17 protein-coding genes are annotated in these 16,038 nt (G+C 49.8%); 12 read left to right on the forward strand and 5 right to left on the reverse strand.

Annotated features, from left to right (window positions below; genetic code table 11):
* Positions 1 to 76: 76 nt before the first annotated feature.
* Positions 77 to 274: a hypothetical protein gene (locus ACWXW9_RS17050; RefSeq protein WP_494930472.1), complete on the reverse strand. Its 198-nt coding sequence runs from the start codon at positions 272 to 274 to the stop codon at positions 77 to 79.
* Positions 275 to 465: 191 nt separating this feature from the next.
* Here ACWXW9_RS17050 and ACWXW9_RS17055 point away from each other — a divergent pair, with 191 nt between their 5' ends.
* Positions 466 to 828 carry a sigma-70 family RNA polymerase sigma factor gene (locus ACWXW9_RS17055; protein ID WP_494930473.1) on the forward strand — a complete coding sequence of 121 codons (363 nt, stop codon included), beginning with the start codon at positions 466 to 468 and terminating at the stop codon, positions 826 to 828.
* A gap of 23 nt (positions 829 to 851) precedes the next feature.
* Positions 852 to 983 carry a hypothetical protein gene (locus ACWXW9_RS17060; RefSeq protein ID WP_494930367.1) on the forward strand — a complete coding sequence of 44 codons (132 nt, stop codon included), beginning with the start codon at positions 852 to 854 and terminating at the stop codon, positions 981 to 983.
* Positions 984 to 1,092: 109 nt separating this feature from the next.
* Here ACWXW9_RS17060 and ACWXW9_RS17065 read toward each other — a convergent pair whose 3' ends face one another.
* Entirely contained in the window at positions 1,093 to 2,670 is a 1,578-nt protein-coding gene (locus ACWXW9_RS17065) for an esterase/lipase family protein (protein ID WP_494930368.1), read from the reverse strand.
* Between the two features lie 195 nt (positions 2,671 to 2,865).
* On the opposite strand from ACWXW9_RS17065, the gene ACWXW9_RS17070 reads away from it, so the two are divergent.
* On the forward strand, positions 2,866 to 3,876 hold the full coding sequence (locus tag ACWXW9_RS17070; protein ID WP_494930369.1) for a YhcN/YlaJ family sporulation lipoprotein: 1,011 nt from the start codon (positions 2,866 to 2,868) through the stop codon (positions 3,874 to 3,876).
* 101 nt (positions 3,877 to 3,977) lie between these two features.
* On the opposite strand, the gene nagA is transcribed toward ACWXW9_RS17070, so the two are convergent.
* The 3 genes from nagA to ACWXW9_RS17085 are packed head-to-tail and all read right to left on the reverse strand — an operon-like array spanning position 3,978 to position 6,792.
* A complete protein-coding gene (gene nagA / locus ACWXW9_RS17075; RefSeq protein ID WP_494930370.1) occupies positions 3,978 to 5,198 on the reverse strand; it encodes an N-acetylglucosamine-6-phosphate deacetylase in 1,221 nt (406 codons plus the stop codon).
* On the reverse strand, positions 5,195 to 5,923 hold the full coding sequence (nagB, locus tag ACWXW9_RS17080) for a glucosamine-6-phosphate deaminase (protein ID WP_494930371.1): 729 nt from the start codon (positions 5,921 to 5,923) through the stop codon (positions 5,195 to 5,197). The genes nagA and nagB overlap by 4 nt, the downstream gene beginning before the upstream one ends.
* A 2-nt stretch (positions 5,924 to 5,925) precedes the next feature.
* Positions 5,926 to 6,792, reverse strand: coding sequence for a MurR/RpiR family transcriptional regulator (locus ACWXW9_RS17085; RefSeq protein ID WP_494930372.1), 867 nt, complete (start codon positions 6,790 to 6,792; stop codon positions 5,926 to 5,928).
* 595 nt (positions 6,793 to 7,387) lie between these two features.
* Between ACWXW9_RS17085 and ACWXW9_RS17090 the strand changes: the two genes are divergently transcribed.
* From ACWXW9_RS17090 to ACWXW9_RS17130, 9 genes are all read left to right on the forward strand, one after another.
* Positions 7,388 to 7,666 (forward strand): phosphopantetheine-binding protein, encoded by a 279-nt coding sequence (locus ACWXW9_RS17090; RefSeq protein WP_014277736.1) that lies wholly within the window; start codon positions 7,388 to 7,390, stop codon positions 7,664 to 7,666.
* Positions 7,667 to 7,715: 49 nt separating this feature from the next.
* Positions 7,716 to 8,909 carry a radical SAM protein gene (locus ACWXW9_RS17095; protein ID WP_494930373.1) on the forward strand — a complete coding sequence of 398 codons (1,194 nt, stop codon included), beginning with the start codon at positions 7,716 to 7,718 and terminating at the stop codon, positions 8,907 to 8,909.
* Positions 8,910 to 8,958: 49 nt separating this feature from the next.
* Complete coding sequence (locus ACWXW9_RS17100) at positions 8,959 to 10,335, forward strand: preATP grasp domain-containing protein (RefSeq protein WP_494930374.1); 1,377 nt, start codon at positions 8,959 to 8,961, stop codon at positions 10,333 to 10,335.
* A gap of 17 nt (positions 10,336 to 10,352) precedes the next feature.
* A complete protein-coding gene (locus tag ACWXW9_RS17105; RefSeq protein ID WP_025682535.1) occupies positions 10,353 to 10,598 on the forward strand; it encodes an acyl carrier protein in 246 nt (81 codons plus the stop codon).
* Positions 10,599 to 10,635: 37 nt separating this feature from the next.
* Complete coding sequence (locus ACWXW9_RS17110; RefSeq protein WP_494930375.1) at positions 10,636 to 11,721, forward strand: hypothetical protein; 1,086 nt, start codon at positions 10,636 to 10,638, stop codon at positions 11,719 to 11,721.
* Positions 11,722 to 11,829: 108 nt separating this feature from the next.
* Complete coding sequence (locus ACWXW9_RS17115) at positions 11,830 to 12,822, forward strand: ABC transporter ATP-binding protein (protein ID WP_494930376.1); 993 nt, start codon at positions 11,830 to 11,832, stop codon at positions 12,820 to 12,822.
* A complete protein-coding gene (locus ACWXW9_RS17120; RefSeq protein WP_044645720.1) occupies positions 12,812 to 13,618 on the forward strand; it encodes an ABC transporter permease in 807 nt (268 codons plus the stop codon). Before ACWXW9_RS17115 ends, ACWXW9_RS17120 begins: the two co-directional genes overlap by 11 nt.
* Position 13,619: 1 nt before the next feature.
* Positions 13,620 to 14,432: an ABC transporter permease gene (locus ACWXW9_RS17125; RefSeq protein WP_494930377.1), complete on the forward strand. Its 813-nt coding sequence runs from the start codon at positions 13,620 to 13,622 to the stop codon at positions 14,430 to 14,432.
* A 50-nt stretch (positions 14,433 to 14,482) separates the two neighbouring features.
* Positions 14,483 to 16,024, forward strand: coding sequence for a hypothetical protein (locus ACWXW9_RS17130; protein ID WP_494930378.1), 1,542 nt, complete (start codon positions 14,483 to 14,485; stop codon positions 16,022 to 16,024).
* Positions 16,025 to 16,038: the final 14 nt, after the last annotated feature.

Here is a 16,038-nt window from a genome sequence, read left to right on the forward strand (position 1 = left end):
AAGCACATTTTTCGGTATGAAACGAACAAAGAGGCTCCATCGGCGAGGATCGTCGGTTGGAGCCTCTTTGTGTTCACTATTCATCAAGCTTACTGCCTTTGGAAGAATGCTGGTTCCCATCGTTTAATTCCTTGATGACCTCAATCAGCTCATGAAGCGAGAGATCCAGCTTATCCAGTTTTTCTTCCATGGTGTGCAGGATGTGCCGCAACAAAATAAAGCAAAGACCTGCCGGAAAGCCTACGTTGGTTATGATAGAAAGAGCATCATCCATCTGCAATGGTTTCCCTCCTTTTTAGCCATATATAAAGGAAGGTAAATCAAAAGAACCGTATACAACCGACCCAAAAAATAGTATAATAAATAAGAACAAATGTTCTGTTTTGGTTGTGAAATATGTTCTCAAATTACCCTATAATATGAGGATTTCGAAAAGTCAAATCCAAAGAGAAAGGGTGGTTTATGATGAGTCAATCTCAGCTAACATTGGTTGAACAATATCGTAAAAAGCTGTACCGCATTGCATGGAGAATCCAGTATCGTGCCCGGGTACAAACGAATCATGAATTTGTTATGGAAAAGAACGAAGCCGTCGCTACTCCATCTTTTACAGACTCTGCAAACTCTAAAATGTACACTCTACAGCTCATTAACTCTCTACCATCTGAGATCGGAAAAGCCATCATCTTTGACCTTTACATACTAGACAAAACCGAAGCACAGATTGCAAGAGAACTGAAGCTATCCCAACAGGCGGTGAATAAATGGAAAAAGAAAATGCTGAATCAATTATCTCAGATGCTGAGTTCATCAAACTGCTCACATTAGCTCGAAACGGAGATCAGGAAGCTATGAGCAGTATACTTCATCTGTTCGAGGAGGATATTCAGAAGACCAGTCGGTATATCCGAATGTCCCGGGAAGATGCAGTCCAAAGTATTGTGACTGATTTTATAGAAGATTTGAAGCGTAACGATATTTGAATGGATTAAACCGGACGCCATTATTTGATACAGAAAAGAAAAGGTGCAGGCTTTTGAGGGCCTACACCTTTTTGTTTAGTGAATAATATAAATGATTACGTGGGGGAGTTTAATCAACATACTTATTCCCGTCAGCGTCAATATAAATGGACTGAACAGCTGTACGGCGGTATGGATAGCCTGCCTCTGTAGTTCCCTCGATTTCATAGGTTACGGAATAAATGCCGGGCTTGTCCGCTTTGGACAGCTCGATTTGTCCGGTGGGGTTAACCGTTTTTTGTTGTACCGTCAGACCTTTGGACGCAGGAGTCATTCCTTGCTGTGGATCACCGTAATATTGAACCTGGTAGGTGACTTGTGTAACGTTTTTAGGGGAATCCTGTGGTTGCAGATTCAGCTTCGGACCTACAGTATTCAGATTATATTTCAGCTCAGGAACTTGAGCGGCCTGATAGCGGGCGACCAGAAGATACGCTCCTTTATCAGGAATCGTGACGTTCAGTTTATAGATGCCCGGTTTTGGATTTTTGATGACTGCATTATGATGCCAGGCACCAGCAAAAATTTCGTCATCATAACCTGCTTTCAGATTAACGATCTCGCTGGTACCGTCAGGCTTGGTCAGCTCAAGTTTACTTACACGTTTATCGCTGATCCAGTCCAAATCAATGGATTTGACGCCATTTTCAACGGTGAGGATTTCGGAGGCTTTTCCGTTATAGTCTCCGCCGCGGATAAAGTATGAATTGTCGATCTCGCTATAGGTGGATGTTAAAGCGGAAGCAGGCAGGGAAGATGCTGCTGAAAGTGCTTCAGTTTCCTGATTCAATGCTGGAGTATTCGCTTGGAGGTAAGGTTGGATCAGGGAGAAGACATAAGATCCGGTACGAACTTTGGCATGATCCCAGGACCCGACTTTGACTACACGTCCACCGGGAAGCTTGGCATTGTCGACTGTGACTACTCCATCATTCTTGCCAAAGGATGAAAGGTAAAGTCCGCCCAGTATGTAGGAAGCGCTGCCGCCGGACCAGTTATCACCAGCAAACGTGAAGAACGGGATTGTAGTTGCGTTGCTGAGTGCATCGGTCTTGGATCGGTAATACTTCATATAAGAGGTTTGTAAAGTAGAGGTGCCGGGATTTTGTGAGCCAACAATATCTGCCAGCCACCCGGCCCAGCTACTGTAGGCGAGATCTGCAAGTTGTGAGCCATGATGGGGACTGCTGAGGGTGATCACACGTTGTACATAGGGAGCGGCTCCGTTATATGCAAGAGCAGTTTGAGTATCCACTCCACCTTTGCTGTGGGCAATGATGATGAGTTTTTTTCCAAAGTGATTACTAATGACCTTGATTTTGTCGGCTAAAAGCTTACCATTGTCCCACATATCCTGTGAGGTGCCGTTGGCATCGTACAGATTAACGGTGGCCGTCTGGTATCCAGCGTCACGTGCGCGCTGAAGCATGTCGTTATTATTCTTCCAGACTTCCGCGCTGCTGTTCAAACCATGTACAAATAATAGTGCGGGCTTGGCGGGATCCACGCGATCAGGTAGCGGGCCTGCTGCCCAGCTTCCTCCAGGATCTTTCGGGGGTTGAGGTGTAGTGGAGCCTGCAAAGGCGCCGACGGGTACAAGAGTGACAGATAACAAAAAAATAAGCATCCAAACCGTGATCTTTTTCAAGCTTGAAATCCTCCTTTTGTCAAATAAAGTATTTTTCAACCTTATTATACATGCCATCTTGTGGTAAATCATCAATTGTATTTCATATTTACATTAAAATTTTATTTTTTTAGTCATTTTTTAGTCAGCATAGCCCTGAGAATCATAGCGCATCCTATTCTCGTCACACATTTTATATGTATGGAGGATGAGTTCATGCCAGGGACTAAGAAGGTAATCAGTTTAACGATTTCTGCTGCTTTGCTCGCCAGTATGGCTGCTTTGACAGGGTGTGGGACTGCGAATCATAATGTCCGCACGAACACTACCCGCTATAACGCGCAAAGTACACATCATATGGATGGTGTGAACCGTTTCGGAGTTAAGTCCAACGGTATGGACGGGATGCGTTTAAACCAAAACGCCAATGGAACCGCACACCCAATTGGTAATCTGCAAGTCGATCGCAATTTGTCCAAACGCATAGCCGAGCTGCCAGAGGTAAAATCGGCGACGGTGCTGGTCGGTAATCGTAATGCTTATGTAGCGGTTTCCTTGAAGGACCAAGCCAATGGAACAGGCACTGGCACTTCAGGCGTTAAAGGTACGGGGCATTCCATGAATACACATGGTACCACTACACATGGCATGACTACACATGGCACGACTACACATGGCACGACTACACATGGTATGACTACACATGGGGTTGATGGTACAAGAGGTAACTATACCATCGATGGTATAGCGCCGGGAATTACAGACAATGGAGTTAACGGTCCCGGAACCCCTGCGCGTCGTGGCGATGGATTGTACGGCACGATGGGTACGGGTTCTTATGGTATGATTCGTGGCTTGACGGACGGTACCCGCACGGATATCGGACGCACAGATGGAACTACAGTGGAAGGCGCAAGAACTGCATATGAGCCTAACACGTTGACCGAAGCTGTCAAAAGTCGTATTGCCAACAAGGTAAAGCAATTCGCACCTTCGATTGAACAGGTGTATGTATCGGCGAACCCCGATTTTGTAAAGCATGCCACTGACTTTACACGTAGTGTTCAAAGCGGTCATCCAATCAAAGGAATGAGTGCCCAATTGGTGGATATCATTCACCGGGTATTCCCGACTCCTGCTACGGGTGCAACCCACCCAACAAAAGGAACAACAACGGCACCAACTCGTCCACAAAATCATACCCCTGCACCTCTGAATCATCGCTAATTCACGACATATGTGTGTAATGCCAAACAAAGAGCTATCCATCTCGACGGATGTGACCGTCGATGGATAGCTCTTTGGTTTAGGGGCATCCTAATATTGAATTATGTTCGTATTCCCTTGATCCATACGCCTTGCAGCTTTAAGTCTGCATCCAGTAGCAGAACGTCTGCTTGTTTGCCTGCTTCAAGCGAACCTGTCCGATCCGCTATATTCAGGGACTTAGCTGGATTCAGGCTGGCGGCTTGTGACGCCTCGGAAATGGTCAGACCCACATGACGAACCAGATATCGGAAGCCTTCAATCATCGTCAGCGTGCTTCCTGCCAGAGTCACGCCATCCTCCAGCCGTGCCACACCGCCCTGCACGATTACTGGTAAATCACCGAGTGTGTAATGCCCGTCCTCCAGTCCGGTGGCAGACATAGCATCGGTGATGAGAATAAGATTGTGCTCCCGTTTCAGCTTGGCGAGCAGGGATACCGCTGCCGGATGAACGTGGATACCGTCCGCGATCACCTCCGCTTCAATGCGCGAATCAGCAAGCACGGCTCCGGCGGCTCCCGGCTTGCGGTGATGCAGCGGAGTCATGGCATTGAACGCATGCACCGCATGGTTCAGGCCCGCCGCCGCTGCGCGCTCCACCTCTTCATACGTAGCATCCGTATGACCGAGAGCTGCAGTAATGTTATGGCTGCGTAGCCATGCAATCAGCTCCAGTGCGCCTTCCCGTTCGGGCGCAAGCGTTAACTGGCGGACAAGGCCCGGGTAGCGCTGCTCCCATTCCTTTGCCCAGGCCAGATTAGGCGGTTGAATGTGTTCCGGGTTTTGTGCTCCCGGCCAGTTTGGGCTAATGAACGGCCCTTCCAGATGTACGCCCTCCAGTTGTGCATAGGGCATAGGCTGCGCCATATAGGCGTGAACCTCACTTAGTACCTGGTCGATTCGATCCTTGGGTGCGGTCATCGTAGTAGCCAGCATTGCGGTCGTTCCTTGGGAGCCGTGAAAAGAGGTAATCGTATCCAGTACCTGCGGATTGGCGTCCATAAAGTCCTCACCGTTACCCCCGTGAACATGAATATCTATGAAGCCCGGCAGCAGATAGCCACCTTCCAATCGCACGATGTTTGCCCCCACCGCTGCACCATCACTCTTATTTTGCACTGCTGCTGCAACTAGATCAGCAGGTAAATCATCCTCTGCACCAGCATATACGATGGATTGGCCCTCTATGGCGACAACCCCTTTTTCAATCATGTGATTCCCCATAACGACTTGTCCATACAACAGTTGGGTTAAATCACCATTCGTTTCATCTGAGTTCAATTTAACCAGCCTCCCGCTTCCTGATCCAGTAAAATCAGCACGTTGGGATGACATTGCAGCAGAGAAGCCGGGCATTCTGTGGTTACAGGTCCAGTGAAAGCTTGCTTTACAATGTCTGCCTTATCCGCGCCAAAAGCGACCAGTACAATTTGCTTCGCCTTCAGAATCGTGCCAACCCCCATCGTGACTGCTTGCTTGGGCACAGTTTCTATATTACCAAAAAATCGGGCATTCGCTGTGCGTGTTCTCTCTTCCAAATCGACCACATGTGTGACTCCCGTCAGGCTGTGCCCAGGCTCATTAAAGCCGATATGGCCGTTGTGACCAATGCCGAGCAATTGGAGATCGACGGGTCCATGATCCAGAATTGCCTGCTCGTGGGCCGCACATTCTGCTGCCAGATCGGACGCATTACCGTCAGGTACGCGCGTATGGGCAAGAGGAATGTCGATGTGCTGAAACAAGTGCTCATTCATAAAGCTGCGGTAGCTCTGCGGATGTTCCGAGGGAAGACCAACGTATTCATCGAGATTCACGGAGTAGGCTCGTGCAAAGCTCACCTGTCCCTTACGGTACATTTCTACAAGATGACGGTAAATGCCGATAGGTGTACTTCCGGTAGCGAGCCCAAGCATGGCCTGAGGCTTGTTCAGCAGTAAACTGGCGATCACAGCGGCAGCGGTAGCATTCAGGTCTTCACGGCTGTTCAAAATACGTATGTTCATCTTTAGTGGCCCCCTGGTTGTTTTTTGAGCTTGCTTACTTGTTGATACGAACCTTCCAGTCTCGGAATATATTTGTCAAAATCCGCGCTGACCATACCTGTAAATAGGATATCTATGATATGAAGCTGGGCAATGCGGGACGCCATATCTCCACGCCGCATCCCTTCTTCCAGCGAGGAGGAAAACAGCGCAATATCCGCAATACCCGCCAGCGTGTTATTTCCGAAGGAGGTCAGGGACAATGTTTTGGCCCCCTGTTCCTGTGCGCAGCGCAGAGCCGCGATGGTTTCCTGGGTTTCCCCCGAATAGGAGACGGCAAAGGCGACATCTCCCGGCCCGAGCGAGGAGGCAGAGGTAATCTGCATGTGCGAATCCGCGAAGGCGGTACTATTTTTTCCAATTCGAATGAGCTTCTGATAAAAATCCTGCGCCACAATCGAGGAGGTTGCCATACCGTACAGATCAATGCGACTTGTGGCGGACAGCCATGCAATCGCCTGCTCCAGTTTGCCAAAATCCAGCAGTCGGGTCGTATCCGCAATGGATGCGGTATGATTCGCCTCTATAGCTTCCACGATACGAGAGAGCGAATTTCCGGCGACGATGTCCTGATAGGAGGCTTCACCGTCACTATTAGAACGGGGCAGCTCGGCAGCCAGCTTCATTTTGAAATCGGGATAGCCTTTAAAATGAAGTGATTTGCAAAACCGTGTAACGGTCGCCGGACTCACACCACAACGCTCCGACAGCTCCCGAATGCCCAGATACAGCACATCTCCCGGAGCTTGCAAAATGGATTCCGCCAGCTTGCGCTCTTGGACGGGAAGCTGCTCCAATCTGTGGGTTAATGTATGAAGAATGGGGGACATGAGCTGCGCTCCTTTGGCTGTAGAGTGTTTTTCATGAAAATAAATATCGTAAAAATAAACATTAAAAAGAAAATTATTTTCATACCTATTGTAAAATAATCCTGTCGCACTTGCAAGCAGTTGGAGGCAAGATGTGAGCTAAATGCAAAACTGAAAATGTACATGGTGCGCCACTACGCAGGCGGATGGTGCTTCCCATCGCTGTTGCCCCCAGATTTTGTGAATGAACGCACAATGGTAGAAATCTGGGAGCAGTATATGCTTACGATGCGAGCTTTCCTTTGGAAAGCTTTCAGGCGACCGCTATCGCTTGTCCAGCACCATTCCGCCTACTCCGTTTTCCATGTAAGATTTTCGAATTTAGCTTATATAAAATAATGAATTAAAAATGAATAAAAAAGATAGCGAAAAATGTAGAAAACAACACACATTAATTTACATATTGTGCGATATATTTACAAAACCACCTATTGACTTGTCTCTTCAATGGAGGAGTATAATTGAATAAAGTTCCAGTGTAGGAATTTTTCGAGGAGCTTTGCAGATGGCATTGTCGGGCGGAACGAATAGGATCATTCACAAGGAGGAGTTTGCTATGCAAAGCCAAGTGATTGAAATGATCAGCGCGGTCAAGGAAGATCCTGAGCTGGTCGGTAAGCTGGATGGACATTCGGACATTATTCATGATGCAGGACTGGATTCGTTACAGTTGGTTCATTTCATGCTGCAAGTGGAGGATGCGTTTGACGTGGAAATTGATTTTGATTCCTTTGAGCTGGAGCATTTGAGCTCGGTAGATGCGTTTTGCAGCTACATTCAGGGGATTAGCGATGCGGAAAAAGCGCCGCACCCGGAGGGAATGGAGACGGTCTGACGTACAGCTTGGTACATGTGCCTGAAAATCCATTAAACGAGGTGTTAGCATGCAGCCCAAAAGCAATGTGCTGATTGATGAGAAGGCGTTCAAGCTCATCAAGCGCAACCTGAAAAACGCTTCTGTATCTTACCGTAACGCAACACAGGACCCTGCTTTCAAAACGGACATGCCCCAGACGATCGGCATTAAGCTGACCAACCGCTGCAACCTGAGATGTACGCACTGCTTTGAATGGAACGAGGAAGGCTATCATCATCAAATGGATAAAGAGGAGCAAAACATGGATCTTGCCCCGGATATGCTTCGGCAAATTTTGAGCGAGACCAAGGAGGCCAAGTCCCGGCTGTATATGTGGGGCGGAGAGCCGATGTTTCATCGGCGTTTTGACGAAGTTTTGGACGTGCTGGCCGAAGATCGGCGCGAAATGACCTTTTGTACCAATGGACTACTTATTGATAAGTATTTGGACCGGATTTTGGATTTATCTGAAAATCTGGAGCTGTTAATAGCGATTGAAGGCTTTGAAAGAGAACATGATCTGATTCGCGGTAAAGGCACCTTTCAAAAAACGATGCGGCAGATGGATAAGCTGATTGAACTGCGTGACCAGGGATTGTACAAGGGACGGGTGACCGTCCATGCCGTCATTAACGATAACATGATCGGACGGATGTACGAGTTTCTGCAAATGCTGGAGGACAAGAGGCTGGATCTGGTGCTGTTGACGTTCCCCTGGTATATTTCCAAAGAAACCTCCCTCAAAATGGATGAATATTTTACACAAAACTTTTCTTGGCTCCGACAATTGGAGGAAAAAAATATTAGTAGCTGGCATGCTTTCAAATATAAAATCAACCCGGATAATATCGATCCTCTCATGCAGGAGCTACAGCGGATTAATGAGCGGGTGTGGAACATTCGCGTGCGCTATCAGCCCGGTCTGGACTATGAGGAGATCGACAAATTTATACATGGTGAGGAAATGGTCAGTCGCTGCTCCAATCATTGCTTGGCACTCACTTCCAGAACGGATATTTTGCCGGATGGAAAGGTCATGCCTTGCAAATTTTTCAGTGAATTTACGATTGGAAGCTTGCGTGACCACAGCCTGAAGGAAATATGGAATTCGGATGCGTATGAGAAAACCCGTCAAACGATTAATCACGAAGGATTAACGCCGGTGTGCTCCAAATGCAGCGTATTGTATCTGCACGGAGCTGGCTCCCTGAAATATATTTAGTTTCGATCGCAGTTGTTTCTTACTGGATGGAAGAGAGGGATGACAGGACGTGACGACTAAAACCATTAACCTTGTGGAAGCGCTTGCCCATGAACGGGATCATGGAGTCCTGATTTGGCTGTTTAATATTGGCGCAGAGCAGGTATGGCATCCGTCCCCCCGTAAGGGGGGGATGGTAGACCGTGATGAACAACAGGTTGTAAACCGGATGGAGGAAATGAATCTCCTGTTGTGTCGAAATCAGGATGTGATCGTGCTGCGGGAACAGCCGGATCAGGCTTTTCTGGACATGCTTCAGCGGTTGGGCTTTAGCCTGCCGCGTATTGAGGTGCCGGAGCCTTCTGATCCATTAACGCCGATTTCGGAGCTGGTGCTGGCGGACGAGGCACTTTTGGCACGGCTGCGTGTAGTTGCGGAAGCAGGCCACAGTAGTGATGGAGCTAAAGCGTGGCTCGTTCCATATGCGGTTACCCCGCAGGAGGAAGCGATTGCGGAGCGCTGTGGGCTGGAGCTGATCGGGGCTCCGTCCTCGGTCAGCGCCCGGGTGAATGATAAAATATTCAGCCGCCTGACTGCACAAAAGCTTGGTTTTGCCGTCAGCGAGGGGGCTGTATGTGCAGACGAAGCGGCGATCCGCAGGGAGTGTGGCAGACTGGCTGACTTGTCGGACGGGCCTGTGAAGCTGATCATCAAGCAGCCGCATGGCGCATCAGGACAAGGCATGTATATGCTGGACGAGCTGTCCAAACTGGATACGCTGTTGAGTGTGATGAAACGCTTTGGCGGCTCATCGCCTTCTTCTGGAGGCTGGCTGGTGGAGCGCTGGCATAACAAGCAGATGGATCTGAACTACCAGCTCTGTATTGATGAGGGCGGCGGGGTGACAATGTTTTCGCTGAAAAGGCAAAACGTGGACGGCACTGTGTACACCGGGTCCCGCGTTCCGGCTGAGCTTGGCGATGCGCTGGAGGAAGAAGTGAGAAGCTGTGCCTGCCAGTTGGGAACGTATCTGTATTCCATCGGTTATACGGGTATGGCTTCCATTGATGGTTTTGTCGATGAAGGAGGATTGCTGGTTCCGGTGATCGAGATTAACGGCAGATTTACCTTGTCTACCTATATTTCGTTCCTGTCTTCGGTATTAGGAGAGCAGCATAAAACGCTGTCTCGCTACTACCGCAACGTTACCGCCACACCGCTGACCTACAGCCGCTTGTGCGGCTTGCTCGCAGAGGAAGGCTTACTCTACACACCCGAACGCCCCGAAGGGGTGTTTGTTTACACGGCAGGTACGTTGTCCGGTATTCCGGTGAAGCGGGGGTATGTGAATCGGATTTTCACGCTTATTATGGCAGATAGCTGGCAGGAAGCCGAAGTCTATGCGCACAGGCTGGAAGATGTCATTGCGGGATTGGCAAGCTCATAAATCGGGAGGAATTTAGGATGAAAACAGATGTGTATCATGTAGTACCTTTGCTGGAAAAGGTATTGAAGCTGGCTCCGGGCGAGCTGGAACAGTTGACTCCGGAGCAGGATTTGAGAACCTTGGGGCTGAATTCCCTATCCGCTGTTGAATTGATTGTAGAGCTGGAAAATGAGCTTGATATTACGATGGAGGACGACGATCTGGTGCTGGAGCATCTTTCTACACTTCAAGGCATTGAACGTCTGCTGGGCAAATATGCATAAGGGGGCGGCAAAGATCAGACCTGTGCAGGCATCGGGCATGGAGAACGTTCATGAGTCCGTTGACGATTACGCTGCTGCAGAAATTATAGATGCTCCTCCAGGTAAGCACTGTGTATATTCATCCCTGCGCACCTCGCTGCATCGGTATGGCGTGAACATGGCGGAATCCGAGCTGTTCATGCTGTGCGGCAGTATGTGCGCGGAGTATAGCGGAGATTTGAAGCGCTTCGGTCCCGAGAAATATCCGGAGCAGCTTCAGGAAATGGCAGCCAGTGGCGGTCCGGTGATTCGGGTAGAGCCGTGGATTGTTGGTGTAAGCGATGAAACCGACCTGCTGCGGGCGCTGACATCAGGCTACGGTACGATGCTGCACACATCGAGTACCGCTTTAACCTACCACGACGTGTATGTGAAAAATTATCCAAGGGGCCATGTCATTGAGCTGTCTGGACTGGACTTGCAGGAGCGAACAGCACAGGTAAATGACAGCTTCCTGCTGGATTCTTCGGGCCATGCCATGACTTACGTCGGTTCGGCCCGGCTCGACGATCTGATGCAGGGCATTATTGAATATGCCTGGCTGGTAGAACAGCCCGCGCCGCTTTCGCCAGGCGAATTGCATGCGGCGTGTGCATACCATATTCGTCAATATGTGACTGGACATGAAGCGGCTTGGAGAGGTGTACCTTCGTCCAATGACCCAGGAAATAAAGCCGGAAATGTCGCAGTTGGCAAACAGGTCAAGCGGGGAGATGAGGGTTACCGGGCCTTTGTCGAGGACTTCCGCCTGCTGACAGACTTGGAGGATGCGGACTTCCGTACGTACTGCCATGAAATCTATTACAATCTGCGTTTGGGCAGCGCCCTTCATCTGACCGATTACACAGCGGATTATTGCAGGCTGCATGAAGCCACATTGGGACCGCGGGCGCAGCATGTGATGGAATTGGCGCAGTCATTGCATGCGGAATGGCATAAGCTCAATCTGCATATTTACAAAACAGGTCTTCAACTGCGCAAGCATCGGATGCCTGACATTAGCGAACGCGCCCTCGGCCTGATTGACAAACAGCGGCATATGCTGGAGGAATTGATGATTTTAGCCGAGCAGGCAGCCGAGTAGTTCAGGCAAGCCAGATTATGTAAATCGTATCAGGTAAACCACTCAGGCCAGTTGTATCAGGAATGCTCATCAAGGTGTCACGGACAGATGAAAGAGGAGGAGAATTGAATGCCGTCCATTACATTGAATCAATTGTCGAAAACGTTTACGTACTATAAAAAGGAGCCGGGCGTGCGCAAATCATTACAAAACCTGTTCAGGCGGGAAAAGCTGACCAAGGAGGCCGTACGAGATGTCAGCTTCACCATTGAGGAAGGGGAAATCGTCGGATTTCTCGGCCCGAACGGGGCGGGCAAAACAACGACGCTCAAAATGCTGTCCGGCATTCTCCATCCCAGTGACGGTGAGGCATCCGTGCTCGGCTTTACCCCATGGAAGCGGCAAAAGGAGTTCAAACGGCAGTTTTCCATCGTGATGGGACAGAAAAACCAGCTCTGGTGGGATTTGCCCGCAAGCGAGTCGTTCGAGCTGAACAAGCTTATTTACGAAATAGATGAAAGTCGTTACAAGGAGGCGCTAGACGAGCTGGTTACCCTGCTTGGGGTGGAGGAGCAGCTTCATGTTCAGGTTCGGCGCTTATCTCTCGGCGAGCGTATGAAAATGGAGCTGATTGCTGCGCTGCTGCATCGTCCACGGGTCATTTTGCTGGACGAGCCTACCATTGGACTGGATCTGGTTTCCCAAAGGCGGATTCGCGAGTTTTTCAAAGCCTATAACCGCACACACCGGACGACCATCCTGCTGACAAGCCATTACATGAAGGATATTGAGGATTTGTGCAGCAGATCTATCATTATCAGCGGGGGCAGATTGGTATATGACGGGGATTTGAACAAGGTGAATGAGGTGATCGGCGCCCGCAAGCTGCTCAAGGTTCGACTGGAGACCCCTGTGCCTAACCTGACGTTGACGGGACTTGGCAAGCTGCGCTCCAACTCGGAGCTGGAGGTGGTATTTGAGCTGGATGCAGAAGATACTCTAACCTGGTCCAAAAAGATTTTGGATGCGCTGCCTGTTGTCGATTTTACGATTGAGGACGTCCCGTTGGAAGAGGGGATAGCCAATTTGTACGATGGAGGCAGGCTGGCCGATGCGAAATAATAAATACATGAAGGTGCTCCAGCTTGGCATGCAAAACGAAATGGAATACCGGGCCAATTACTGGCTCCAGATGGCGGGATTTATGTTGCCGATCATGACACAAATTTTTCTCTGGCTCGCGGTATTCGGCTCTTCGGGACAAGCAAGGGTGCTGGGCTACTCTTTGTCGGAAATGCTGGTGTATGTAGTCATGGCAGGGGTAACCGGGAAGCTGATCGCCACGGGGTTTGAATACGAAATTGCTACAGACATCAAGGAAGGCGGACTGGCCAAATTCATGGTGCAGCCTGTACATTATTTTGCTTACCGTTTTTGTCGGTTTATTGGAGGCAAGGCGGTACAGTCCGCAGTGGTGCTGCTTGCGGCTGCAATTCTACTGCTGTGCCTTAGCCTGGAAGGACAAATCAGCTTCGGGCTATCGTATATCCTGCTTTACATATTGGCGTTGCCGGGGGCGCTGGTGCTCAATTTTGTGGTCTATTACGCGCTGAGCGGCATAGCCTTTTGGGTGACGGAATCGGCGGGACTGTTTTACACGCTGTCGCTCGTCATTTATGTAGCTAGTGGCACGGTGTTTCCGTTGACGATTTTTGGAGACGTTTTGGCCCGCATGTTCAGTTTGCTACCGTTCAGCTACACCGTATTTTTTCCGGTGAATGCATTAACGGGCAAGCTGACCATGCTGGAGGCCGCTGAAGGCATTGGCGTGCAATGGCTCTGGATTGTAGTGCTGGCGGCCGTATCGCGCCGGGTGTGGCAAGCCGGGGTCAAACGCTTTGTCTCGGTAGGAGGTTAACATGAAAAATGTTTACCGAAACGTTGGACGTTACATTCGGCTGTACTGGAAGTTCATCCAGTTTTCCGTTATGTCGCAGATGGAATACCGCATTAATTTCATTACTGCCTTTCTGGTCGAAGCTGCTTATTTGCTCATCAAACTGCTGTACGCCTCCGTTCCGTACAGGGCCGGAACGGATATTAATGGCTGGTCTCCTGACGCAGTGCTGTTATATATCGGCGTATTTACGATGATGAGCGGCTTTTACAGCGGCTTGTTTTACAGCAATTTTACAAGTCTGCCCGATAAAATCCGTACCGGTTCACTGGACGTGCTTATGACCAAGCCGGTGTCCCTGCAATTTATGGTGACGCTGCGGCAATTTGAGTTGGGCTACACCGTTCCGAACGTAGTCGGCGGCGGAATCATGACGGGCATTGGCTGGTATCGGCTCGCTCTGCCGTTCAACTTTGAGACGGTCGGGGGCTTTTCTGTGCTGCTCGGTTGCGGAGTGTTAACGGCCTATTCAGTGTTTTTGCTGCCCCAGCTGCTGGCCTTCTGGATCATCCGCACGAACGGGGTAACGGAGCTGTCCAACAGCATTTTCGAGACAAACTATGTGCCGATGGCGGTGTATAGTAACCTGATTCAGCGTATCGGCCTGTTCGTGCTTCCGGTGTTTGTGATTTGTAATTTTCCTCCTATGTTTATTCTGGGCAAAATGGAACCCGGCTTGATCATTTGGGCATTCCTCGCCCCGATCTGGCTACTGGCGGTGATCCGCTTTATATGGCAGTTTGCCTTGCGTGATTATACGAGTGCAAGCCAGTAGCGCTACCGTAATAGCAGGCTAATAACGAAGCAGGAAAGGAAGCGAATCATATGAATGCGATACCGAACCAGCGTCATTTGTATATGGGAACGTTCGAAGCGGAGGTGTACTGGCGGGATGCCCAGTTAGCTTCCCTGCCCGCCATTCCTGACCGGGCTTCTTCTGCGATTGTAGCAGCTATGGATGAGCTTCTGTTCAGCTTTTGTCAGCCGGGAGACGCGTTGTTGACCCGCTATGCGATTTCGCCTGTGCATCGTCAGTATATTGCGCAGTTGGGTTTTCGCCCGGCTGTGAATGAACGGGATTTAACTGACGGAACGGAGCAGGCGGGGAATGTGTCGGCGGCTTCTGTTTTTGAACTGTTGGGCAGTCGCAAGGCCGATACCAGTACGGGGTTACCGCAACTGGAGGGATGTGTGCTTAGCCCGTTTGCGGGTTTGCCGCATGTCGAGGAGGCCGCACGCGCCTGGGGAATTACGCTACATCAGCCGCCGCTAGAAACGATCCGCAAGGTGAATGCCAAAACCTATTCTTCCGATTTAAAACGCAGTCTCGGACTGCGCCATCCCGGCTATATTGTGACTTCGTTTGCGGATGTAGCTGAGGCGGGACGCAAGCTGCTGCGGGATGGAAGCTTTTTAATCAAGGATGATTTTGGCGTATCGGGCAAAGGAAACCTGCACATTACCTCAACGCAGATGCTGGACCGGATTGTATCGTATTTACGTGGGCAGGAACGCAAAGGCAAACGGGTACTGTTCCTCCTGGAGCCTTTCTTGGAGAAGGAGCAGGATTTTTCATGCCAATTTACGATTGGTGATAACGGAAGTGTCGATATTCTGTCTGTGCAGTGGCTGGCTAACACCCAATTTGCCTATCGGGAATCGTTGTCGCCGGATAAGGCTTTTATGGAGCGGCTGGAGCGCGAAGGCTATTTTAGCTTAATGCAGGATGTAGGGAAACAGCTGTATCAGGACGGTTATTACGGCGACGTCTGTATTGACTCGATGACACTCCGTGGCGGGAAGCTGGAGCCTATTATCGAAATTAACGCCCGTAAATCCATGAGTCTGATCAAGCACCAATTGGACACCTTTTTGGCTGGAAAAAATATGCGTGGCACGCTGACGAATTATTCATTGTCCCATGATGGCAGTCTGTCCTATGAAGAATTGCTGGAAGGGCTGGAATGTGAAGGACTGCTGTTCACAGGTGAAAGTGAAGAAGGCGTGATGCCGCTGGGCGCCAATACGCTGTATGTGAACACGGGTGGACGAGATGGCGAAAACAGGAATGCAGGTCATAAAAGCACCCCAAGCAGAAAAACAACGGAGCGCGGGGGCAGATCGTCTGCCAAGCAGGTTCGCGTTAGCGGCATTGGCAGTGGCAGTGGTGACAGCCTGACTGTGTCTGGCGGGCCGGAGGGACTAGCTGATTTTCAAGGTAAAGAAGAGGCGACTGGAAGTGAGCGGGCGCGAGGGAAAGGTCGTCTTTATTTGGAACTGGTTGCCGCGGGTGAAGAGGAAAAAATGCGTCTGACTACGAAGCTGGAGCATTTTTTGGCGGAGCATCATTTTACAGTGCTGAATTAAACGGGAGGCGTATG

The organism is Paenibacillus sp. LT-B23 (assembly GCF_059417685.1).